The organism is Pseudonocardia sp. MH-G8 (assembly GCF_002262885.1).
In the GTDB taxonomy this organism is placed as follows: Bacteria; Actinomycetota; Actinomycetes; order Mycobacteriales; family Pseudonocardiaceae; genus Pseudonocardia.
Map to the genome: position 1 here is coordinate 134,140 of NZ_NKYF01000023.1, position 22,159 is coordinate 156,298.

General features: G+C 73.3%; 20 protein-coding genes. 10 read left to right on the plus strand and 10 right to left on the minus strand.

Going from position 1 to position 22,159, the window contains the following annotated elements; genetic code table 11:
• The first annotated feature begins 47 nt into the window (after positions 1-47).
• Genes CFP66_RS35125 through CFP66_RS35145 form a run of 5 tightly spaced genes read left to right on the plus strand, consistent with a single transcriptional unit; the run spans position 48 to position 4,509 of the window.
• A complete protein-coding gene (locus CFP66_RS35125) occupies positions 48-1,217 on the plus strand; it encodes a sensor histidine kinase (RefSeq protein WP_233159967.1) in 1,170 nt (389 codons plus the stop codon).
• Positions 1,205-1,861, plus strand: a complete 657-nt coding sequence (locus CFP66_RS35130; RefSeq protein WP_094929638.1) for a response regulator transcription factor — start codon at positions 1,205-1,207, stop codon at positions 1,859-1,861. The genes CFP66_RS35125 and CFP66_RS35130 overlap by 13 nt, the downstream gene beginning before the upstream one ends.
• A 50-nt stretch (positions 1,862-1,911) precedes the next feature.
• The gene (locus CFP66_RS49460; RefSeq protein WP_094929639.1) at positions 1,912-2,697 is read left to right on the plus strand and encodes an ABC-2 family transporter protein; all 786 of its coding nucleotides are present in this window, start codon (positions 1,912-1,914) and stop codon (positions 2,695-2,697) included.
• Entirely contained in the window at positions 2,690-3,493 is an 804-nt protein-coding gene (locus CFP66_RS35140) for an ABC transporter permease (protein WP_094929640.1), read from the plus strand. Before CFP66_RS49460 ends, CFP66_RS35140 begins: the two co-directional genes overlap by 8 nt.
• Positions 3,490-4,509 carry an ATP-binding cassette domain-containing protein gene (locus CFP66_RS35145; RefSeq protein WP_094929641.1) on the plus strand — a complete coding sequence of 340 codons (1,020 nt, stop codon included), beginning with the start codon at positions 3,490-3,492 and terminating at the stop codon, positions 4,507-4,509. The genes CFP66_RS35140 and CFP66_RS35145 overlap by 4 nt, the downstream gene beginning before the upstream one ends.
• A 34-nt stretch (positions 4,510-4,543) precedes the next feature.
• Here the strand turns inward: CFP66_RS35145 and CFP66_RS35150 are convergent, their stop codons facing one another.
• The 5 genes from CFP66_RS35150 to CFP66_RS35170 all read right to left on the minus strand — a co-directional run bounded on the left by CFP66_RS35150 (position 4,544) and on the right by CFP66_RS35170 (position 8,656).
• Positions 4,544-5,857, minus strand: coding sequence for a DUF2252 domain-containing protein (locus tag CFP66_RS35150; RefSeq protein WP_094929642.1), 1,314 nt, complete (start codon positions 5,855-5,857; stop codon positions 4,544-4,546).
• A gap of 18 nt (positions 5,858-5,875) precedes the next feature.
• Complete coding sequence (locus tag CFP66_RS35155) at positions 5,876-6,172, minus strand: DUF3017 domain-containing protein (RefSeq protein WP_094929643.1); 297 nt, start codon at positions 6,170-6,172, stop codon at positions 5,876-5,878.
• Positions 6,169-7,023 (minus strand): bifunctional methylenetetrahydrofolate dehydrogenase/methenyltetrahydrofolate cyclohydrolase, encoded by an 855-nt coding sequence (locus CFP66_RS35160; protein ID WP_094929682.1) that lies wholly within the window; start codon positions 7,021-7,023, stop codon positions 6,169-6,171. Before CFP66_RS35160 ends, CFP66_RS35155 begins: the two co-directional genes overlap by 4 nt.
• A gap of 137 nt (positions 7,024-7,160) precedes the next feature.
• Positions 7,161-7,766: a pentapeptide repeat-containing protein gene (locus tag CFP66_RS35165; protein WP_369805242.1), complete on the minus strand. Its 606-nt coding sequence runs from the start codon at positions 7,764-7,766 to the stop codon at positions 7,161-7,163.
• 113 nt (positions 7,767-7,879) lie between these two features.
• Positions 7,880-8,656 carry an IclR family transcriptional regulator gene (locus tag CFP66_RS35170; RefSeq protein WP_233159968.1) on the minus strand — a complete coding sequence of 259 codons (777 nt, stop codon included), beginning with the start codon at positions 8,654-8,656 and terminating at the stop codon, positions 7,880-7,882.
• A gap of 115 nt (positions 8,657-8,771) precedes the next feature.
• On the opposite strand from CFP66_RS35170, the gene CFP66_RS35175 reads away from it, so the two are divergent.
• From CFP66_RS35175 to hutI, 5 genes are read left to right on the plus strand one after another with little or no spacing between them, the layout of a single operon-like run.
• The gene (locus CFP66_RS35175; protein WP_094929684.1) at positions 8,772-10,436 is read left to right on the plus strand and encodes a urocanate hydratase; all 1,665 of its coding nucleotides are present in this window, start codon (positions 8,772-8,774) and stop codon (positions 10,434-10,436) included.
• A complete protein-coding gene (locus tag CFP66_RS35180) occupies positions 10,433-11,845 on the plus strand; it encodes a cytosine permease (RefSeq protein WP_094929645.1) in 1,413 nt (470 codons plus the stop codon). Before CFP66_RS35175 ends, CFP66_RS35180 begins: the two co-directional genes overlap by 4 nt.
• Positions 11,842-13,017, plus strand: coding sequence for an allantoate amidohydrolase (locus tag CFP66_RS35185; protein WP_094929646.1), 1,176 nt, complete (start codon positions 11,842-11,844; stop codon positions 13,015-13,017). Before CFP66_RS35180 ends, CFP66_RS35185 begins: the two co-directional genes overlap by 4 nt.
• A complete protein-coding gene (locus CFP66_RS35190) occupies positions 13,014-14,330 on the plus strand; it encodes a formimidoylglutamate deiminase (RefSeq protein ID WP_094929647.1) in 1,317 nt (438 codons plus the stop codon). The genes CFP66_RS35185 and CFP66_RS35190 overlap by 4 nt, the downstream gene beginning before the upstream one ends.
• The gene (hutI, locus tag CFP66_RS35195) at positions 14,324-15,490 is read left to right on the plus strand and encodes an imidazolonepropionase (RefSeq protein ID WP_198961877.1); all 1,167 of its coding nucleotides are present in this window, start codon (positions 14,324-14,326) and stop codon (positions 15,488-15,490) included. The genes CFP66_RS35190 and hutI overlap by 7 nt, the downstream gene beginning before the upstream one ends.
• 231 nt (positions 15,491-15,721) lie before the next feature.
• On the opposite strand, the gene CFP66_RS35200 is transcribed toward hutI, so the two are convergent.
• The 5 genes from CFP66_RS35200 to CFP66_RS35225 all read right to left on the minus strand — a co-directional run bounded on the left by CFP66_RS35200 (position 15,722) and on the right by CFP66_RS35225 (position 22,099).
• Positions 15,722-19,057 carry an error-prone DNA polymerase gene (locus tag CFP66_RS35200; RefSeq protein WP_094929649.1) on the minus strand — a complete coding sequence of 1,112 codons (3,336 nt, stop codon included), beginning with the start codon at positions 19,055-19,057 and terminating at the stop codon, positions 15,722-15,724.
• Between the two features lie 113 nt (positions 19,058-19,170).
• A complete protein-coding gene (locus CFP66_RS35205; protein ID WP_094929650.1) occupies positions 19,171-20,079 on the minus strand; it encodes an aminoglycoside phosphotransferase family protein in 909 nt (302 codons plus the stop codon).
• 95 nt (positions 20,080-20,174) lie between these two features.
• Positions 20,175-20,507 carry a co-chaperone YbbN gene (locus CFP66_RS35210; protein ID WP_094929651.1) on the minus strand — a complete coding sequence of 111 codons (333 nt, stop codon included), beginning with the start codon at positions 20,505-20,507 and terminating at the stop codon, positions 20,175-20,177.
• A complete protein-coding gene (locus CFP66_RS35215) occupies positions 20,504-20,896 on the minus strand; it encodes a MerR family transcriptional regulator (RefSeq protein WP_094929652.1) in 393 nt (130 codons plus the stop codon). The genes CFP66_RS35210 and CFP66_RS35215 overlap by 4 nt, the downstream gene beginning before the upstream one ends.
• Before the next feature lie 609 nt (positions 20,897-21,505).
• Positions 21,506-22,099 carry a hypothetical protein gene (locus tag CFP66_RS35225; protein ID WP_143517464.1) on the minus strand — a complete coding sequence of 198 codons (594 nt, stop codon included), beginning with the start codon at positions 22,097-22,099 and terminating at the stop codon, positions 21,506-21,508.
• Positions 22,100-22,159: the final 60 nt, after the last annotated feature.

The window sequence follows — 22,159 nt, forward strand, 5'->3', positions numbered from 1 at the left end:
CGCGCGCCACATCGGCAACCGGTAGCACCGGCCTACGACTTCGGTCGGTGTCCGCGCTCCCCGTGCCGCTCTACGCTCCGGTCGTGCGGGTGACCGGGAGGGACGAGGACTGCGGGCAGGGTCGCGGCGGTGTCGTGCTCGTCGTCGCGGTCGGGATCCTCGCCGCCCTGACCCTCGTGTCGCGGTTCGACGACAGCGCGGCGCGCGGGCTGCTGGCCCTCGACGTCACCGTCGCCGTGCTCGCCTGCGCATCGCTGCCGCTGCTGCTGCGCAGGCCGGTGCCGGTGGTGCTCGTGCTCGCGGTCCTGGCGGCGATCTCCCCGGTCGCGACGCCACCGGCCACCTGCGCCGTCGTGCTCGTGGCGCAACGCCGCCCGCTGGTCGTGGCCATCGCCGCCGGTGCCGCGGGGTTCGCGGGCCACGCCCTCCAGGGGCTCTGGCGCCCCACGGCCGGCCTGGACTTCGAGTGGTGGCTGGTACTGGCCCTTGCGGCGCACGCGGCGCTGGTGGCCTGGGGCGCGCTCCTCGCCTCGCTGCGCGAGCGGGCCCGGCGCGCCGAGGCCGAGCAGGCGCAACGGGTAGCCGCCGCCCGCACCCACGAGCGCACGCTCATCGCCCGGGAGATGCACGACGTGCTCGCCCACCGGCTCTCCCTGGTGGCGGCCTCTGCCGGGGCCTTGGAGTACCGGCCCGACGCCCCGCCCGAGAAGATCGCGCGGGCGGCCGGTGTGGTGCGCGCCGGCGTGCACCAGGCGCTCGAGGAGTTGCGCGAGGTCATCGGCGTCCTGCGCGCCGACGGCACCGACCCCGCGACCGACCGCCCGCAGCCGGTGCTCGCCGACCTGCCCGCGCTGCTCGCCGAATCCCGCGACGTCGGCGTGGACGTGCGGGTCGACGACCGCATCCCGGACGCGGCCGCCGTCCCCGACATCGCCGGGCGCACCGCGTACCGGATCGTGCAGGAGGGCCTGACCAACGCCCGCAAGCACGCACCGGGCGCCGCCGCGCACGTGCTGCTCGAGGGCGGGCCCGGTGACGGGCTGCTGATCGAGGTGCGCAACCCGCTGCCCGGTGGACCGCCCGCGGCACCGCCCGGCAGCGGCACCGGCCTCGTCGGGCTGGCCGAGCGCGCCCAGCTGGCCGGCGGCACCCTCGGCCACGAGATCACCCCTGGTGGGGAATTCCGGCTGCACGCCGCACTACCGTGGCCGCCGTGAGCCTCCGCGTGCTGGTCGTCGACGACGACCCGCTGGTGCGCGGGGCCCTGACGATGATGCTGGACGGCGCCGACGGCATCGCGGTCGTCGGCGAGGCGGGTGACGGCGACGAGGTGCCGCCCATCGTCGACGCGCACGCGCCCCACGTCGTGCTGATGGACCTGCGGATGCCGCGGGTCAACGGGATCGTGGCCACCCAACGGCTGCGGGCACGCCCACGGCCCCCGGAGGTGATCGTGCTGACCACGTTCGACACCGACGAGAACGTGGTGCGCGCGCTGCGCGCTGGTGCGAGCGGCTTCCTGCTCAAGGACACACCGCCGCCGCAGATCGTCGAGGCGGTCCGCCGGGTCGCCGCGGGCGAGCCGATCCTGTCGCCGGCCGTCACCCGGCGGCTGATGGCCCGGGTCACCGCGGAGGCGGGCGACGCCGACCGCGCGGCCCGCACCCTGCGCGCCCTGAGCCCGCGCGAGCACGAGGTGGCGCTCGAGCTGGCCCGCGGCCGGTCGAACGCCGAGATCGCCGCCGGCCTCGGCATGACCGTGGCCACCGTCAAGGCGCACGTGTCGCACGTGCTCACGAAGCTGGACCTGGGCAACCGCACGCAGGTCGCGCTCCTCGTGCACGACGCCGGCCTCGCCTGAGGCGCCGGAGACCGGAAAACCGGTTGCGGGGGGCCGTAACGTCGACCGACGTGCTCAGGCCCTACCTCCGCCTGGTCAGGGCAGGCTTCCGCCGCCACTCCACCTACCTCGCCGCAAGCCTCGCCGGTCTGTTCACCAACACCGTCTTCGGGCTCCTGCGGGTCGCTGTGCTGCTCGCCGTCGTCGGGGAGACCGGCAGCGCCGCGGGCTACGACGCGGCCGACACCGGCACGTTCGTCTGGCTGGGGCAGGGGCTGCTCGCGGTGGTCCTGCTCTGGCCGGACCGGGAGCTCGCCCTGCGCGTGCGGTCCGGGGACATCGCCGTCGACCTCTCCCGGCCCTGGAACCTGCAGGTGGCGCTCCTGGCGCAGGACCTCGGCCGCGCGGGGCACGCCGTGCTGGTCCGGCTCGCCCCGCCGGTGGCGTTCGGCGCGCTCGTGCTGCCGTTCCGCTGGCCGGAGAACCCGTGGTCGGTGCTGCTCTTCGCGGTGTCGACCGCCCTCGCGGTGGTGATCAGCTTCGCGATGCGGTTCCTCCTCGACCTCACCACGTTCTGGCTGCTCGACTCCCGCGGCGTCGCCACCGTCTACGCCTCCGCCACGGGTGTGCTGTGCGGGTTGACGGTCCCCCTCGCCTTCTTCTCCGACACCCTGCGGATCACGCTCTACGCCACGCCGTTCCCGGCCATGCTGCAGACACCGATCGATGTGTTCAGCGAGCGCGGGAACCCGGTCGCCCTGCTCGCCCACCAGGCACTCTGGGCCGCCGTGGCGCTGGCCGCGGGGCAGCTCGTCCTCGCACGGGCCACCCGCAAGCTGGTGGTGCAGGGTGGCTGACCGCACTCCCGTCTACTTGCGGATCCTCGGCTCCCGCGTGCGCAGCCAGCTCGCCTACCCCGTGTCGTTCGGCCTCGACGTCCTCGGGCAGGCACTCGCCCAGGCCGGCGAGCTGGTCGTGATCCTCGCCGTGTTCGCCCAGGTCGAGACACTGGGTGGCTTCGCCCGCGACGAGGTCCTGCTGATCTACGCGCTCTCCGGGATCGCGTTCGGGCTCGCCGACCTCGCCGTCGGGCAGCTCGACGAACTGCCCCGCTGGATCCGCACCGGTGAGCTGGACGTGCTGCTGGCACGGCCGCTCGGGGTGCTCCCCCAGCTCGTCACGAGCGACCTGCAGCTGCGCCGGCTCGGCCGGGTGGCCGTCGGCGTGATCGTGCTCGTCGCGGTGCTCGCCCAGGGGCAGGTGGAGCCGACCCCGCTGAACACACTGCTCGTCCTGGTCACGCCCCTCATCGGCGCGACGATCACCAGCTCGATCTGGGTGGCGACCTGCGCGGTGTCGTTCTGGGTCGTCGAGGGCCGCGAGCTGGCCAACGCGTTCACCTACGGTTCCACCCTCACGACCGCCTACCCGATCACCGTGTTCGGCCCCTGGCTGCGCCGCCTGCTGTGCTATGCCGTGCCGTCCGCGTTCGTCGCGTACTTCCCGACCCTCGCGCTGCTCGACCGCCCCGACCCGCTGGGGTTGCCGCACGCCCTGCGCTACGCCTCGCCACTCGTCGCCGTCGCCGCCGTGGCCGTGGCGGCGCTCGTCTGGCGCACCGCCGTCCGCCACTACCAGGGAACCGGATCATGACCGCTGCTGCGGAGCCCGTTGTCGAAGTCGAGAACCTGCGTCGGGAGTTCACCGTCGGCCGCCGTCGCGCTGGGCGCCGTGTCGTCGCGGTGAGCGACGTCGACCTGCACATCGCGGCCGGTGAGGCCGTGGGCTTCCTCGGTCCGAACGGAGCCGGCAAGTCGACGACGATCAAGATGCTCACCGGGATCCTCGTCCCGACGGCGGGCCGGGTGCGGGTCTGCGGGCTCGAGCCCGCCAGGCAGCGCCGCGAGCTCGCCCGCCACCTCGGCGTCGTCTTCGGGCAGCGCAGCCAGCTGTGGTGGGACCTGCCGTTGCGCGACAGCTTCGCGCTGCTGGGAGCGATCCACCGCGTCCCGGATCCGGAGCACCGCGTGCGGCTGGAGCGCTGCGTCGACGTGCTGCAGCTCGGCCCGTTCCTGGACGTGCCGGTCCGGCAGCTCTCCCTGGGCCAGCGGATGCGCGGCGAGGTCACCGCGGCCCTGCTCCACGGCCCGCGCCTGCTGGTGCTCGACGAACCGACCGTCGGGCTCGACCTGGTGAGCAAGGAACGGCTGCGCACGTTCCTGCAGGAGGTCAACCTGGTCGACGGCGTGACGATCCTGCTCACCACGCACGACCTGCCCGACGTCGAGCGGCTCTGCCGTCGGGTCGTCGTCATCGACTGCGACCCACGGCTGCGCGACGACGGCTGGCGCGGTCCTCGCGATGCCGAGATGAGCGGCGGCCGGGTGGTCGCCGACGACGCCATCGACGCGTTGCGCACCCGCTCCGGCGGCGCCCGCGAGGTCGTGGTCGAGCTGGTGGCACCCGCCGCGCCGCTGTCCGACCTGCCCGGGGTGGCCGAGGTCCGGGTGGAGGCCGACGGCCTGCGCCAACGGCTGGTGTTCGCGCCGGGCGACACCACCGCCGCCGCGCTGATCGCCGCGGTCGCAGCGCGGGTGGAGCTGCGCGACGTCTCCGTCGTCGAGCCGTCCATCGAGGACCTCGTCCGCACGCTCTACGCCCCGCCGTGAGTGGATACGGGTGCTCCCGCACCCCTGTATCCACTCACGGCCCGACGGATGCGGCCACTCCCGGGATCCGCCCGTGCCGGAACGCGTCGACGAACAGGGCGTGGTCGGCCCGCACCTGCGCCGCGTACTCGTGGGCGAACTCCACCACCCACGCGACGAACTCGTCCTCCCGCCCGGACACGACCTGCATGATCGCTTCTTCCGTCTGGAACGGGACCAGCGAGTCGTCGGAGTCGGAGTCGGCGACGCAGTGCACCTTCGCGGTCGCCCGGCCCAGCGAGTCCACCACCGGCGCGATCTCCGCCGGTTCGGTGAGCTCCGACCAGTCCAGGTCCGCCTCGTACGGCGACACCTCGCTCACGACGAACCCCACGCCGGACAGGTCGGTCCAGCCCAGCAGCGGGTCGGCGTGGGCCTGCAGCGCCCGCTGGGAGACCGCCGTGCGGTGCCCGTGGTGCCGGAACGCGCCCGCGACCGCCGGGTCGGTCACCACCCGCGACGGCGCCGCGACGTTGCCCTGCTTCATCGACAGCACCACGTCGTTGTCCAGCGCCTGGTTGTAGCCCTCGATCAGCACCGTGTACGCGGGCAGGCCCGCGCTGCCGATGCCGAACCCGGAGCGGCCCGCCACGTCCTTCACCGTGTAGGCCACCCCGCGCTGCCGCTTGGCCGGCGGGATCGACTCCAGGTAGCGCTCGAACGCGTCCGTGACCGCGGTGCGCTCGGCGTCCTCGAGGCGCCGCAGGCCCGGCACCTCGCGCAGCACCCGGTCGAAGCCCTCCGTCTCGGTGATGCCGTCCAGCAACCCCACGCGGGTGCGCAGCTTCGCCAGCTCCAGCACCTGGTGGACGGCACCCTCGGTGGTGTTCAGGCGCAACGAGAAGCTGCGGTCGTCGGCCTGGTCGACGAAGGTCCGCACCTGGTCCAGGTAGGAGCGCGCGTAGCGCTGCACCAGGATCGTGATGTCGTCGTCGGAGATCGCCTTGCGCCAGCCCAGCAGGGCCATGCTCGCCGCGAACCGGGTGACGTCCCAGGTGAAGTGCCCGATGTAGGCCTCGTCGAAGTCGTTCACGTCGAAGATCAGCACGCCGTCGCCGTCCATGTACGTGCCGAAGTTCTCCGCGTGCAGGTCGCCCTGGATCCAGATCCGGCTGGTCCGCTCGTCCGCCCACGGGTCGTCCCGGAGCGCGACGTCGGCGTAGAACAGGCACGCGCTGCCGCGGTAGAAGGCGAACGGATCGGCCGCCATCTTGCGGAACTTCGTCCGGAACGCAGCCGGGTCAGCCGTCATCAGGTCGGAGAAGGCGTCGACGAGGGTGGCCACGATCCGTTCCGAGCGGTCGGTCATGACCCGATCATGCCTGCGTCAGCCTCCGTTGAGCAGGCTCGCTGTGATCGTCATCGCCAGCGCGGAGATGACGACGCCGAGGCCGCCGTAGCAGAGCACGTCCACGGGGCGGCTGCGGATCGCGAGCAGCCCGACCCGGTCGGTGGGCAGCAGCACCCGCAGCACGGCGGCCACGATCAGCGCGCCGCCGAGCAGCACCGCGCCTTCCCTCCAGTGCTGGGTGAGGGTCCTGACCATGCCCGCGGCCGCGATGAGCAGCACGAACGTCAGCGGTGCGTGCACCGGAAGCCGCGAGCGCAGGTCCGACACCGTCATCCCCCAGCTGCCCGTTCGGCTGCTTCCACCACGTTCGTCAGCAGCATCGCCCGCGTCATCGGGCCGACGCCACCTGGCATCGGGGCCAGCAGCCCGGCCACCTCGGCCACCTCGGGCGCGACGTCGCCGACCAGGCCGATGTCCGTACGCGTGACGCCGACGTCGAGCACCGCGGCACCCGGAGCGACCATGTCCGCGGTGATCAGTCCCTGCACGCCGGCAGCGGCCACCACCACGTCGGCGCGGCGCACCTCGGCGGCCAGGTCCTTCGTGCCGGTGTGGCAGAGCGTCACGGTGGCGTTCTCGGAGCGGCGGGTGAGCAGCAGCCCGAGCGGGCGACCCACCGTCACGCCGCGGCCGACCACGGTGACGCGCGCGCCCTTCAGGTCGACCCCGTAGCGCCGGCACAGCTCGACGATCCCGCGCGGCGTGCACGGCAGCGGTCCCGGCTCGCCGAGCACGAGCCGCCCGAGGCTCACCGGCGCGAGCCCGTCGGCATCCTTCAGCGGGTCGATCCGCTCCAGCGCCGCTCCGGAGTCGAGACCCTTCGGCAGCGGCAGCTGCACGATGAACCCGGTGCAGGCGGGGTCGGCGTTGAGCTCGTCGATGGCCCGCTCGACGTCGGCCTGGCTCGCGTCGGCCGGCAGCTCCCGCTGGATCGAGGTGATCCCGACCTTGGCGCAGTCGCGGTGCTTGCCCCGCACGTAGGAGTGCGAGCCCGGGTCGTCGCCGACGAGCAGCGTGCCCAGCCCCGGCGCGACGCCCGCAGCCTGCAGCTTCTCGACCCGCCCCGCCAGCTCGCCCAGGATCTCCTGCAGCGTGGCCTTGCCGTCCATCACCGTCGCCGTCACGGTGCCCATCCTCCCAGCCCCGGCGATGTCGTCCATCGGCCGGTGCGCCGCCGAGGTGTGCGCCCGCCTCGCTCACACACCGATCGTGGTGCTCGCACACCGACTGCAGTCGGTGCGCGAGCCCAGTAGTCGGTGTATCAGGCGACGCGCAGGCCGTGGGCGGCGGCGAAGGCGATGGCCTGCTCGACGTCGACGGTGGCGCCGGCCAGGCCCGCCTGCACCATCGCGTCCGCGCCGAGCCGGGCGCCCCGCAGATCGGCACCTTCCAGCCGGGCGCGCAGCAGCCGCGCACCCGTGAGGTCGGCGCCCTGCAGGTCGGCCTCCCGCAGGTCGGCCTCCACGAGGTTCGCCTCGCGCAGCCGCAGTCCCGACAGGTCCGTCCTGCGCAGGTCGGCCCGGCCGAGTGCGGCCAGCGTCAGGTCGCAGTCGGTGAACGTGATCGGGCGCAGCCGGCAGTCGATCAGCGAGGTCCCCAGCAGGGAGCAGCCGCGGAACGCGGATCCGCCGAGCGTGGCCCGCACGATCGTGCACGTCCGGAACGCGCTGCCCTTGTGCACGGAGTCACCGAGGTCGGCGCCGGTGAAGTCGCACTCGTCGAATGTGCAGGACTCGGTGACCAGGCCCCGCAGGTCGGCGTCGGCGAAGCTGCAGCGCGAGAACCGGCGCCGCCGCCACGACGAGTCACCCGCCCGCACGTCGGAGAGATCGAGATCGGCGTACTCGCAATCGTCCCCGAAGTCCACCGGGGGACCCTCCCACGGCCCAGCAGCGTCACTGCACACACCCACCGTGCACTCCACACACGGCGGGCCTTGTGTGAAGTGGCTGCTGGGTGTGTGCAGTAGGCGGACCGCGATCACGTCGGGCTGCGGGCGCTGATCCGGGCGGCTATGGCGCGTGCCGTGCGGCCTACCTCCGCGAGGACCGTCTCGTGCAGCTGTGCGTTCAGCTCGGATCTCGGCACGGTCACGGCGACTGCGGCGACCGGGTGGCGCGTGTGGTCGAGGACGGCCGTCGCGATCGAGACGAAACCCGGTGTCACCTCCCCCTCCTCGACGGCGTGGCCGCAACGCCGTGTCTCCGCGAGCAGCCTGCGCAGCGCCGACAGCGAACGGGGGCCCTCGTCGTGGCGGGTCACGAAGGCGTCGGGCTGCGGGAACAGCGCCCTCACCTGGGCTGCGGGCAGGGCCGCGAGCATCGCCCGCCCGCTCGCGGTGAGGTGGGCGGGCAGCCGGACCCCGACGTCGGTGACCAGCGGCGGGCGGCCCGGCGCGCGCTCCTCGATCACGTAGACGGCCTCCCTGCCGTGCAGCACCGCGAGGTGCGCGGTGTGCGCCGTGACGTCGACGAGCCGGGCGAGCGGCACCCGGGCCACGCGTTGCAGCGGCGCCTGCCGCGCGTATCCGGTGGCGAGCTCGTAGGCCGCCACCCCGAGGCCGTAGCGGCGCTCGTCGGAGAGGTGCACGACGAATCCCTGGTCCACCAGCGCGCCGAGCAGCTGGTACGCGGTGGATCGGGGGAGGTCGAGGTCGCGGGCGATCGCCGCGGCGGGCAGCGGACCGGCCTGCCGGGCCAGGTGGCCGAGGATCGCCAGCACCTGCTCGGCCGCGGGGACCTTCGCCGGACGGGGCACGGCGGCGACCGTAGCAACTGTCCGGGATCCCGGACACCTATGCGTGTGCAGCCATGGTGGAACGGGCCGCCGCGGGTGTCCCATGCAGGGAGTTCTCATCGGCGAGAGGAACACCGTGGAAGGCGCCCGACCGGTCCGAGCCGCACGCGGCACGGCACTCACAGCCCGTTCGTGGCAGACCGAGGCCCCGCTTCGGATGCTCTGCAACAACCTCGACCCCGAGGTAGCCGAGCGGCCCGACGACCTCGTCGTCTACGGCGGCACCGGCCGCGCGGCCCGCGACTGGCGCTCGTTCGACGCCATGGTCGCCACGCTCACCACGCTCGCCGACGACGAGACGATGCTCGTGCAGTCCGGCCGTCCGGTCGGGGTGCTGCGCACGCACGAGTGGGCGCCGCGGGTGCTGATCGCCAACTCCAACCTCGTCGGCGACTGGGCGAGCTGGCCGGAGTTCCGCAGGCTCGAGAAGCTCGGGCTGACCATGTACGGGCAGATGACCGCGGGCTCGTGGATCTACATCGGCACCCAGGGCATCCTGCAGGGCACCTATGAGACGTTCGCCGCCGTGGCCGAGAAGCGCTTCGGGGGCACGCTCGCGGGCACCCTCACCGTCACCGGCGGCTGCGGCGGCATGGGCGGCGCGCAGCCGCTCGCCGTCACGCTCAACGACGGTGTCTGCCTGGTGATCGACGTCGACGCCGCCCGGCTGCGGCGCCGCGTCGAGCACCGCTACCTCGACGAGCTGGCCACCGATCTCGACGACGCCGTCGCCCGCTGCGAGACGGCCAGGCGCGAGCGGCGGGCGCTGTCGGTCGGGCTCGTCGGCAACTGCGCACGGGTGCTGCCGGAACTGCTGCGCCGCGGGGTGGAGGTCGACATCGTCACCGACCAGACCTCGGCCCACGATCCGCTGTCCTACCTCCCCGACGGCGTCGACCTCGACGACTGGGACGACTACGCCGCGAAGAAGCCCGAGGAGTTCACCGACCGGGCGCGCGAGTCGATGGCGCGCCACGTCGAGGCGATGGTCGGGTTCCTCGACGCGGGCGCCGAGGTGTTCGACTACGGCAACTCCCTGCGCGACGAGGCCCGCCAGGGCGGCTACGACCGCGCGTTCGCCTTCCCCGGTTTCGTGCCCGCCTACATCCGCCCGCTGTTCTGCGAGGGCAAGGGCCCGTTCCGGTGGGCGGCCCTGTCCGGGGACCCGGCCGACATCGCCGTCACCGACGAGGCCGTGCTCGAGCTCTTCCCCGATCACGACCGGTTGCACCGCTGGATCCGGGCGGCCCGCGAGCGCGTGGCGTTCCAGGGGCTTCCGGCGCGGATCTGCTGGCTGGGGCAGGGGGAGCGCGACCGCGCCGGGCTGCGGTTCAACGAGCTGGTGGCCTCAGGGGCGATCAGCGCACCGATCGTGATCGGCCGCGACCACCTCGACACCGGCTCGGTGGCCTCCCCCTACCGCGAGACCGAGGGCATGGCCGACGGCTCCGACGCCATCGCCGACTGGCCGTTGCTCAACGCGCTGGTCAGCACGGCGTCCGGCGCGACGTGGGTGTCGATCCACCAGGGCGGCGGCGTCGGCATGGGCCGGTCGATCCACGCCGGGCAGGTCACCGTGGCCGACGGCACCGAGCTGGCCGCGGCGAAGATCGAGCGGGTGCTCACCAACGACCCCGCCACCGGCGTCCTGCGCCACGTCGACGCCGGGTACGACACGGCGGCCGAGACGGCGCAGGTGCACGGCCTGCGCGTGCCGATGACCGGGAGCGCCGCGGAGTGAGCCGGATCGAGGCACGCTCCATCGACGTCGTCCCCGACGCCGAGCGGCACGGCTCGCCGCTGAGCCAGTTCACGCTCTGGTTCGGCGCGAACATGCAGATCACGGCGATCGTCGACGGGGCGCTGGCCGTGGTGTTCGGGGCCGACGCGCTGTGGGCGATCGTCGGGCTGCTGATCGGCAACCTCGCGGGCGGCTGCGTGATGGCGCTGCACTCCGCGCAGGGGCCGCGGCTCGGTCTCCCCCAGATGATCTCGAGCCGGGCCCAGTTCGGGGTGTTCGGCGCCGTCGTCCCGCTCGTCCTCGTGGTGCTGTTGTACCTAGGCTTCGCCGCCACCGGCACGGTCCTCGCGGGGCAGGCCGTCAACGAGATCCTGCACGTCGAGGCGCCCGCGGTCGGCATCATCACCTTCGGCGTCCTCACCGCGATCGTGGCGACGCTGGGCTACCGCCACATCCACATGCTCGGGCGCCTCGCCACGGTCGTCGGGATCGTCGGCTTCACCTACCTCGGGATCCGGCTGTTCACCGGGTACGACGTGGGGTCGCTGCTCGGCGTCGTCCCGTTCGAGGCCTCGACCTTCCTGCTCGCCATCTCCCTCGGTGCCGGCTGGCAGCTGACCTTCGGCCCCTACGTCGCCGACTACTCGCGCTACCTGCCCCGCCACACCAGCGAGCGCATGACCTTCCACTCGACGCTCTGGGGGAGCGTGCTCGGCTCGCAGTGGTCGATGACGTTCGGGGCGCTGATCGCGGCCATCCCCGGCACGCAGTTCCTCGACGAGCAGGTGGGCTTCCTCGGCGAGCTCAGCGGCGGTGGCGCCGCGGCGATCGCGATCTTCCTCGTGATCGTGGTGGGCAAGCTGACCGTGAACTGCCTCAACGCCTACGGCGGATTCATGTGCCTGCTCACCACGGTGACGTCCGTGACGCGCGCCGTCCGGGTGTCGCGCCCGGGACGGGTGGCCTTCATCGCGGGGTTCCTCCTGGTGTCGGTGCTGATCGCGCTGCTCGCGTCGGCGAACTTCCTGGACAACTTCCGGCAGTTCATCCTGGCCCTGCTGATGGTCTTCACGCCGTGGAGCGCGATCAACCTGATCGACTACTACCTGGTCTCGCGGGAGCGGGTCGACGTCCCCGCGCTCTACGACCCGGACGCCCGCTACGGGCGGTGGAACCGCGTGGCGCTCGTCTCCTACGGCGTCGGTGTGCTCGCGCAGATCCCGTTCATGGCGCAGGCGCTCTACACCGGTCCGGTCACCGAACTGCTCGGTGGCGCCGACATCTCGTGGATCGTCGGCCTGATCGTCACCGCGGCCGTCTACCACCCGTGGGCCAGGCGGACGACCGACGTGCCTGCCGAGATGATCTACCCGCCCGGCGTCGTCGGGCAGGAGGCGGGTGCGCGATGACCTTCGACGCGATGTGGGCCGAGCTCGAACCGGTCGGCCGCGACGCCCGCTCGGGCGGCTACCGCCGGTTCGCCTGGACGAGCGCCGACGCGGCACTGCGCGGGTGGTTCGCGGGCGCGGCACAGGCCCGCGGGCTGGACGTCACCACCGACCGCGCCGGCAACCTGTGGGCCTGGGCGGGCGACCCGGACGCGGACGGGCCCGGCCTGGTGGTCGGCAGCCACCTCGACTCGGTGCCCGACGGCGGAGCCTTCGACGGGCCGCTCGGCGTCGTCTCGGCCCTCGCCGCGCTCGACGCCCTGCGCGCCCGCGGCTGGGCACCGAGGCGGCCGTTGGGGATCGCGGTCTTCGCCGACGAGGAGGGCGCCCGGTTCGGGGTGGCCTGCGCGGGCAGCCGCATCCTCACCGGCGTGCTCGACGCGGACCGCGCCCGCGCCCTGTCCGACGCCGACGGCACCTCCATGGCCGAGGCGATGGCGGCCGCGGGCCACGACCCGGGCCGGGTCGGAAAGGACGAGGAGACCCTGCGCCGCGTGGGCACGTTCGTCGAGCTGCACGTCGAGCAAGGGCGCGCCCTCGTCGACACCGGGGCGGCCGTCGGGGTGGCCGCCGCGATCTGGCCGCACGGCCGGTGGCGCCTGGACCTGCGGGGACGCGCCGACCACGCCGGCACCACGCTGCTGGCCGACCGCGACGACCCGATGCTCCGGCTGGCCGAGGCCATCGCCGCGGCGCGCTCGGCCGCCACCGAGCACGAGATCCTGGCGACGATCGGGAAGCTCGCGGTCGAGCCCAACGGCGTCAACGCGATCCCGTCGGCGGTCACCGCGTGGCTCGACGCGCGCGGGCCCGGCGAGCCGGACGTCCGGTCCGTGGTCGCCGCGGTCGGCGCGGCCGCGGGCGTCGAGCCGGTCGAGGAGTCCTTCACCCCGTCCACCACCTTCGACGCAGGCCTGCGGGACCGGCTCGCCACCCTCCTCGGCGGCGCCCCCGTCCTCCCGACGGGAGCCGGGCACGACGCCGGGATCCTCGCCGCAGCCGGGATCCCCACCGCGATGCTGTTCGTGCGCAACCCGACCGGCGTCTCCCACTCCCCGCACGAGCACGCCGAGCCCGCCGACTGCCACCACGGCGTCGCCGCCCTGGCCCGCGTGCTGGAGGAGCTGGCGTGACGTACTGGTGCGAGCGGGCCTGGATCGACGGCGGCCCGGTGCCGCGGGTCCGGGTGGTCGTCGCGGACGGCCGGATCACGGACGTCGAGACCGGGGTGGACGCCGCGCCGGGCGACGCACGGCTACCCGGCCTGGTGCTGCCCGGTTTCGCCAACGCCCACAGCCACGCCTTCCACAGGGCGCTGCGCGGCCGCACGCACGACGCCGGCGGCACGTTCTGGACCTGGCGGGAACGGATGTACGCGGTGGCCGCCCGGCTGGACCCGGACACCTACCTCGCGCTGGCCCGTGCCACCTACGCGGAGATGGCGCTGGCCGGCGTCACGTGCGTCGGCGAGTTCCACTACCTGCACCACGGCCCGGGCGGCGCGCCCTACGCCGATCCGAACGCGATGGGCGCGGCGCTCGTCCAGGCCGCGGCGGACGCCGGGATCCGGCTCACGCTGCTGGACACCTGCTACCTGGCCGGCGGGCTCGACGTCACGGGCCACACCCCGCTGGACGACGTGCAGGCCCGGTTCGGCGACCGCGACGCCGCGGCGTGGGCGGCCCGCGTCGACGGTTTCGGCGAGCACGCTCACGCGCGGGTCGGCGCCGCGGTGCACTCGGTGCGCGCCGTTCCGGCCGACCAGCTGGCGGACGTCACGGCGGCCGCCGCGGGTCGCCCGCTGCACGTGCACCTCTCGGAGCAGCCGCGGGAGAACGCGGCGTGCCAGGCGTTCTACGGGCGCACACCCACCGCGCTGCTCGCCGAGCACGGTGTGCTCGGGCCGGCCACCACCGCCGTCCACGCCACGCACCTGTCCGAGGCCGACATCGCGCTGCTCGGTGGATCCGGCACGAACGTCTGCGCCTGCCCCAGCACCGAGGCCGACCTCGCCGACGGCATCGGTCCGTTCCGCGCGCTGCGGGCAGCCGGGTCGCCGCTGGCCGTCGGCACCGACCAGCACGCCGTGGTCGACCTGCTGGCCGAAGCGCGGCTCGTCGAGTGCCACGAGCGGCTGGCCTCCGGCGAGCGGGGCCGCCTCCCGGCCGCCGCACTCGTCGACGCGCTCACGGCGCACCACTGCCTGGGCTGGCCCGACGCCGGCCGGATCGCCCCCGGGCAGCGCGCCGACCTCGTCGCGATCGCGCTCGGTTCGCCCCGCACCGCGGGCGTCGCACCCGAGCAGGTCGTGATGGCCGCGAGCGCCGAGGACGTCCGCACCGTCGTGGTGGACGGCCGCGTCGTCGTCCGCGACCGGCAGCACGTCCTCGGCGACGTGGGCGCGCTGCTCGCCGCCGCCATCGCACCGTTCTGGGAGGGATCGTGAGCACGCTCGTCACGGGTATCCGCGAGCTCGTCACCAACGACGGGTCGCTGGGAGACGGTCCGCTGGGACTGGTGCCCGACGCGGCGCTCGTCGTGCAGGACGGCGCCGTGGCGTGGGTCGGTCCCGCCGCCGCGGCGCCCGCAGCGGACGCGCGCGTGGACGTCGGAGGTCGCGCGGTGCTGCCGGGTTTCGTCGACAGCCACGCGCACCTCGTGTTCGGCGGGGAGCGCTCCGCGGAGTTCGAGGCCCGGATGTCGGGCGTCCCCTACGACGGTGGCGGCATCGCCTCCACCGTGCGCGCCACCCGCGAGGCCGGCGAGAACGTGCTGCGCGCCCGCCTGCGCGAGCTGGTCGCGGAGATGCGGGCGCAGGGCACCACCACGGTCGAGGTCAAGAGCGGCTACGGCCTCACCACGGCCGACGAGGTGCGCGCACTGCGCCTGGCCGGCGAGGTGACCGCCGAGACGACCTTCCTCGGCGCCCATGTGGTGCCCGCCGAGTACACCGGCCGCACCGACGAGTACGTCGCGCTGGTCACCGGGCCGATGCTGGCGGCCTGCGCCCCGCACGCGCGGTGGGTCGACGTGTTCTGCGAGCCCGCGTCCCCGCACGCGTTCGACGGCGACGCGAGCCGCGCGGTGCTGGTGGCGGGCCGGGACGCCGGGCTGGGCCTGCGCGTGCACGGCAACCAGCTCGGGCCGGGCCCCGGCGTGGCGCTCGCGGTGGAGCTGGACGCGGCCAGCGTCGACCACTGCACGTTCCTCACCGACGCCGACGTCGACGCGCTCGCGTCCGGCGACACGGTCGCGACGCTGCTGCCGGGCGTCGAGTTCTCGACCCGCCAGCCCTACCCGGACGCCCGCCGCCTGCTCGACGCCGGCGTCACGGTGGCACTCGCGACCGACTGCAACCCCGGCACGTGCTTCTCGTCGTCCATGGCGCTCTGCGTGGCACTGGCGGTGCGGGAGATGCGGATGACGCCCGCCGAGGCGGTCCGGGCCGCGACCGCCGGGGGCGCGGCCGCGCTCCGTCGCAGCGACGTCGGCCACCTCGGCATCGGCGCCCGCGCCGACCTGTGCGTCCTGGCCGCGCCGTCCTACCGGCACCTGGCCTACCGGCCCGGCGTGCCGCTGACCCGCACGCTGGAGCTGCCCGCCTGAGCCCCGGCTGGCACACCGACTCCGCCACTCACGCACCGACTACGTCGCTGGCACACCGACTGCAGTCGGTGCGTCAGCGCCGAAGTCGGTGTCTCACGCCGAAGTCGGTGTCTCACGCCGAAGTCGGTGTGTCAGGGGCCGCCGGGACCGTGTCGCCTTCGCACACCGATTGTGGTGCTCACACATCGACTGCAGTCGGTGTGTCAGGACACGAGTCGGTGTGCGGGCGCGTCAGCGGAAGTCGCGCGACTTCACCGGCACCGTGAGGGCGAGCTTCTGCAGCCGGTCGGCCACCAGGTTCAGCACCCCCTCCGGGCTGCGCTCCAGCCGCCCGCGCACCAGCAGCGCCGAGCTACTGACCGCCACCGTGCGGTAGCGCGCCCACAGCCCCTCCGAGCAGGTGACGTTGAGCATGCCGCTCTCGTCCTCCAGGTTGACGAAGGTGACGCCGCGAGCGGTCGCCGGCCGCTGCCGGTGGGTGACGAGCCCGCCGACCAGCACCCGCGGCATGACGTGCTCGGAGTCGCCGGGCGGGACGGCGCGACCGATCGCGTCGAGGCCGTCGATGCGGACGGCGCCGAGGCCGTCGAGCCGCTCACGCAGGTGCTGCATGGGGTGGGCGCCGGGCGAGACACCGGTGGCCCACACGTCGGCGGCGGTGAGCTCCACGTCGGTGAGCCCGGGCAGCGCGGGGGCCTCCATCCCGACGGCGGTGCCCGGCAGCTGCTCGGGTCGCACGGCCGCCACCACCCCGGCCGCCCACAGCGCGGAGCGGCGGTCGATCCCGAAGCTGCCGAACGCGCCCGCCGTGGCCAGCGCCTCGGCCTGCGGCACGGTGAGCCGCACGCGTCGGGCGAGGTCGGCGAGGTCGCGGTAGGGACCGCCGCGGTCGCGCTCGGCGTCGATCTGCCCGGCCAGCTCCTCCCCGATGCCGCGGACCTCCGCGAGGCCGAGCCGGATGGCCTGCCCGCCCGCGGAGAGCGGGTCGGGCTGCAGCACGGCGTCGGCCCGGCCGAGGTTGACGTCGGCGCCGCGGGTGAGCACCCCGTGCCGGCGCGCGTCGGCCACCAGCGACTGGGGTGAGTAGAAGCCCATCGGCTGGGAGTTGAGCAGCGCCGCGCAGAACGCGGCCGGGTAGTAGTGCTTGAACCAGGCGCTGTAGTAGACCAGCGAGGCGAAGCTGATCGCGTGGCTCTCCGGGAACCCGAAGTTGGCGAACGCGATCATCTTGCGGAAGATCCCGTCGGCGACCTCACCGGTGATGTCGTTGGCCGCCATGCCGGCGAAGAAGCGGTCGCGCAGCCGCTCCATCTTCTCCTCCGAGCGCTTCGAGCCCATCGCGCGGCGCAGCTCGTCGGCGTCGGCGGCGGAGAAGCCGGCGACGTCCACCGCGATCTGCATGAGCTGCTCCTGGAACAGCGGCACGCCCAGCGTCTTCTCCAGCGCGCCCTTGAGCAGGGGATGCTCGTAGTCCCAGTCCTCCAGCTCGTTGCGCCGCCGGACGTAGGGGTGCACCGAGCCGCCCTGGATCGGGCCGGGCCGGATCAGCGCCACCTCCACGACCAGGTCGTAGAACTTGCGCGGCTTCAGCCGGGGCAGCGTGGCCATCTGCGCGCGGGACTCCACCTGGAACACCCCGACCGAGTCGGCGCGCGCGAGCATCGCGTAGACGGCTTCGTCGGTGGGCTGCAGCTCGTGCAGCCGGACCCGCCTGCCGTGGTGCTCGGCGACGAGGTCGATCATCAGGTGCAGGGCGGTGAGCATGCCCAGCCCGAGCAGGTCGAACTTGACCAGGCCGGCGTACGCGCAGTCGTCCTTGTCCCACTGCACGACGGTGCGGCCGGGCATCCGGGCCCACTCGACGGGCACCACCTCCGACACCGGCCGGTCGCAGATGACCATGCCCCCGGAGTGGATGCCGAGGTGGCGCGGGAATCCGAGCAGCTCGTTGGCCAGCCCGACGACCTGGTCCGGCATTCCCCCGGGTGCCGTGGCGACCGGGCCGCCCCACTGCTCGATCTGCTTGCTCCACGCGTCCTGCTGGCCCGGCGAGAACCCCAGCGCCTTCGCCATGTCCCGCACGGCCGAGCGCGGCCGGTAGCTGATCACGTTGGCCACCTGGGCGGCGCAGCCGCGCCCGTGCGTGGCGTAGACGTACTGGATCACCTCCTCGCGGCGGCCGGACTCGATGTCGAGGTCGATGTCCGGGTAGCCCTCCCGGGCCGGGGACAGGAACCGCTCGAACAGCAGGCCCATCTCCACGGCATCGACGTTGGTGATGCCCAGGGCGTAGCAGACGGCCGAGTTGGCCGCCGAGCCCCGGCCCTGGCAGAGGATGTCCACGCGCCGGCAGAACTGGACGATGTCGTGGACGATCAGGAAGTAGCCGGGGAAGTTCTTCTGCGTGATGATCTCGAACTCGCGCCGCACCGTCTCGATGGCCTCGGGGTGCTCGGCGTGGCTGCCGTAGCGCTGGGCCATCCCGCGCCGGATCAGCTCCCACAGCCAGCTCGCCTCGTCGTGCCCCGGCGGCACCGGGAACGGCGGCAGGTCCGGCGCCACGAGGCGGATCGGGAACGCGCAGGTGGTGCCGATGTCCGCGGCCCGCGCCACCGCGCCCGGGTAGCGGGCGTCGAACCGCGCGGCCATCTCCGCGCCGGAACGCAGGTGGGCGGTACCGGCCGCCGGGAGCCAGCCGTCGGCCTCGTCGAGGCTGCGCCGCGCCCGCACCGCGGCCAGCGCCGTGGCCAGCCGGAACCGGCGCGGCGTGGCGTAGTGCGCCGCCGTGGTGGCCACCGTGGGCAGGCCGGCGTCGCGGGCGAGCTCGGCGAGCGCGTCGTTGCGCTCGGTGTCGGTGGGCAGCGCGGCGTGGGTGAGCTCGACGGCCACGTGGTCGGCGCCGAACCGCTCGACGAGCCGGCGCAGCTCCTTGCCGGCCGCGTCGCGTCCGCCCGTGCGCAGCGCCTGCTGCACGCTGCCCTTGCGGCAGCCGGTGAGCACCACGACCTGCCCCGCGGTGTCGGCCACCACCTCGTCGGGGTCGTAGACCGGGCGCCCCTTCTCCTGCCCGCGAAGCTGCGCGGTGCTGATCGTGCGGCAGAGCGCGCGGTAGCCCTCCGGGCCGCGCGCGAGCAGCAGCAGGTGGCTGCCCTCCGGGTCGGCCACCCCGTTCTGCGCGGCGGACAGCCCCAGGGACAGCTCGGTGCCGAAGGCCGTGCGCACGCCCAGCTCGGCCGCGGCCTCGGCGAACCGGACCACCCCGTACATGCCGTCGTGGTCGGTGAGCGCGATCGCGTCCAGGCCCAGCCGCGCCGCCTGCTCCACGAGTTCCTCCGGGTGGCTCGCGCCGTCGAGGAAGCTGAAGTTGGAGTGGCAGTGCAGCTCGGCGTACGGCACGCGCTCGCCGGGCTCGCCGACCGGTGGCGCCACGTAGGGCTCCCGCTTGCGCGACCACGCCGGACCGTCACCGCCGTCGGGCGGACCCGCGAGGTTCGGCACGTCCCGCGTGCGCCCCGACAGCGCCGCTTCCAGCTCGTTCCACGAGACATCCGGATTGTTCCAGCCCACCGGAAGAGTCGAACACGTGTTCGATGATCGGCTCAAGGGCCTGAGGAGGGAACCACCTCACACGACCGACTGACGCCACCTTGGAGCCTTACTGCTGTCCAGCCGACGAGAAATCAGCAGTACGGCTCCAAGGTGGCGTCAGTGATCGCGTCTGCTGCCCTCAGCATCTGCACACCTGCCGGTTGCAGGCCTATCGCCGTGGCCAGCAGTCCTGTCGACACGCGCTCGATCACGCCCCACTCCCAGATCGCCACCGGGTCGCACCCGGTGCGCGCGGCGAGCCAGCGGGCACGTTCGCGCGGGTCGCCCGCCATCAGCTCGACCGGGTCCTCCCGCATGAGGACCCCCAGGTCGTACTCGGGCTCGGCCAGCAGGCCGTCCGGGTCGACGAGCGCGAAGCCGCCGTCCCGGGTCTGCAGGGTGTTCCACCGGTGGACGTCGCCGTGCACCAGTACCGCCCGTTCCGGCGAGTGAGCGGCGATGCGCCGTTCCGCGCAGGCCAGCGCGTGGTCGACGGCCGCGCGGGAGCAGGGCGCGTCGAGCTGCGCCCACATCGCCTCGATGTGCTCGACGAGCCACCACCCCTTCTCCGCGCCCGTGCGCAGGTCCGCGCCCGGGGCCGGACGCCACAACCGGACCACCAGGTCGCACATGACCTCCAGGCGGCGTTCGAGCGGCACGCCCAGCTCGTACAGCGACGGCCCGAGCCGGTCGAGCAGCAACGCGCTGCGCTCGACGTCGGACGCGAGCAGCCGCACGCACCCCGCGCCGTCCGCGAGCCGGAGCACCGTGATCTCGTCCGCCGCCAGGCCCGGCCGCGGGACCAGCAGCTTCAGCACCGCAGGAGTGCCGTCGGCGAGCACGGCCTCGGCGACGTAGGCCTCTGTCGGGTCGCCGAACGCGCGCCCGACAGTGATCCCCCAGTCCCCCGCCAACCCGGCGACCAGGTCGGGGAGCTCGCCGAGCCAGGCGCCGACACCCGCCTGCAGAGCCTTGGCCCGTACGACCTCGGGCACGTCCATGCGGCGGACCGTAGTGAGTGGCGCCCGCGACCGCGACGCAGTTGGCTCGAGTCCCCACCCGAACGGTTGCCGGCTCGCCGTCGTGGTGCGGGCCGTCAGGCCGCAGGCAGCGAGAGGTGCTCGTCGAGCGCCCGCAGGAGCGACGCCTTCGGCCGCGCCCCCACGACCTGCGTGACCACCCGCCCGCCGACGTAGAGGCTGAGCGTCGGCATCCCGAGCACCCCTGCGTCGCGCGCCGTGGCCGGGTTCGCGTCGACGTCGAGCTCGGCGACGACGAGCCGCCCCGCCAGCTCCTCGGCGAGCTCGCGCAGCACCGGCTTGATCATCTTGCACGGCGGGCACCAGTCGGCGGTGAAGTCGAGCAGCACCGGCAGTTCGGCGTGCAGCACCAGCTCCTCGAACGTGGCGTCCGAGACGGAGAGGATCATCGGTTCTCCCAGGTTTCGTCGGGTGTCACCGCGCACCGCGGGACGGGCGGATCGCCGAGCTGGGCCACGAGCTCGCGGCGCACGGCCGACAGCCGCGCCATCCACTCGTCCACCTCGGCGAGCTTGCGGCGCTGGACGGCGCGCGAGTCCGGGCAGCTCGCCCCCGTGGGATGCCCGGCCCGTAGGCACTCGACGAACGGGCGCGTCTCGTCGAGCGCGAACCCCAGCTCGACAAGCGACCGGATCTCGGCGACCACCTGCAGGTCGCGCTCGTCGTAGTCGCGGTAGCCGTTGGCCCGCCGCCGCGCCTCGAGCAGTCCCAGCTCCTCGTAGTGGCGCAGCGCCCGGGTGCTCACCCCGGCGCGTCGCCCCAACTCACCGATCCGCACGTCAGCGACGCTAGACCTTCACGTCGACGGCAACGCCAGGCTCACCCAGCGCTCGGGCGACAGCGCTCGGCGGCGAGGGCGGCGGCCGGCTCAGCCTCGGCCGCGTCAGGCGCGGATCCGCGCGATCGACACAGGCGAGTTCCGCACCGTCCTCGGCGAGCTTGATGACCCACTGAGCCCGGACAGCCCAAATTTCTTCCAGCGTCCTCTTCGTCTACCGACCCGGGCCAGAATTTTTCGAGTCCGACTCGTCGAACTCGATCCGCAAGGAACTACGAAAAGCCCCTCGCCCATCGGGAACCTCATGGCGGTCACTCGACGAAACAGGGCCATCGGGCAGCACGGTGATCGCACGCCACCGATACCCGTCCTGCGAGGTGACCTGCTCGAACGTGAATTCAACCTGCTGGCCAACAGCAAGCTCTGCAGGTGAACGCATGTCTATGTGCGAATATAGGACCCAACATCCACCTGGCGTCTCCGGCGATTCAATGACTCCCCATCCATCGTCGCGATGCCACTCCCGGACAACCCCGCGTACCATTATGCCCCCAAATATTCGATGAGCGCCGGACAGCTGCAGGATTACTCAACCACGTCGATGGACGATCAGACCATCCTGGCAGATCCAGCGAACGTGATCGACCCAGCCCCGCCAGGCCCGATGTTGTGACGGAACGTGAGGTAGTCCTGGAAGTCAACCTGTACGCCGGCATCGACGCCACTCATCGTACCGTGGAAGAGGTAGTCGGACGGCTCGACGTGCGGAGAGTTCCGCGGCTGCCGCACCCCGTTGATGAAGTACCACAACCCCGTCTCCGTGACCGGGCCAACGATGATCATGCGCACCTGCGAGGAAATCCGGTACGTCCACCTCAGCTGCCTCCGATCGCAGATCCGCTCGATGCGTGCTCGCCCGTTCTCGTCCGCAGGACTGAAGACTGCGCCACAGTCCATGTCCACCGGCCCATCGACCTGCTGCTCGTGGCGGAGCATGCCGCGAAGCTCTTGCTCATACCGGGCCACCTGCGCGGCCGTGAGGGGCCGGTCCATGACCAGCTCGAGCCTGTAGGAGCCCGTCGACACCTCGACTCGATCCACAGGAGCCGCCAACTCCTGCGCACCCGCGGTCGACGCCCCGAACAGCAAAAGGAACACCACCACCATCACGCTCATCACACGAACCAGTGCACGCACGCTCATTTCTCTCTCTCCCCCCCCCCCCCCCCCCCCCCCCCCCCCCCCCCCCCCCCCCCCCCCCCC

Excerpts from the sequence above, each read along its gene's own strand:
- CFP66_RS35145 (WP_094929641.1), top strand. The coding sequence starts at position 3,490 with ATGACCGCTGCTGCGGAGCCCGTTGTCGAAGTCGAGAACCTGCGTCGG.
- CFP66_RS35150 (WP_094929642.1), bottom strand. The coding sequence starts at position 5,857 with ATGACCGACCGCTCGGAACGGATCGTGGCCACCCTCGTCGACGCCTTC.
- CFP66_RS35155 (WP_094929643.1), bottom strand. The coding sequence starts at position 6,172 with ATGACGGTGTCGGACCTGCGCTCGCGGCTTCCGGTGCACGCACCGCTG.
- CFP66_RS35185 (WP_094929646.1), top strand. The coding sequence starts at position 11,842 with ATGACCTTCGACGCGATGTGGGCCGAGCTCGAACCGGTCGGCCGCGAC.
- CFP66_RS35205 (WP_094929650.1), bottom strand. The coding sequence starts at position 20,079 with ATGGACGTGCCCGAGGTCGTACGGGCCAAGGCTCTGCAGGCGGGTGTC.
- CFP66_RS35210 (WP_094929651.1), bottom strand. The coding sequence starts at position 20,507 with ATGATCCTCTCCGTCTCGGACGCCACGTTCGAGGAGCTGGTGCTGCAC.
- CFP66_RS35225 (WP_143517464.1), bottom strand. The coding sequence starts at position 22,099 with ATGAGCGTGCGTGCACTGGTTCGTGTGATGAGCGTGATGGTGGTGGTG.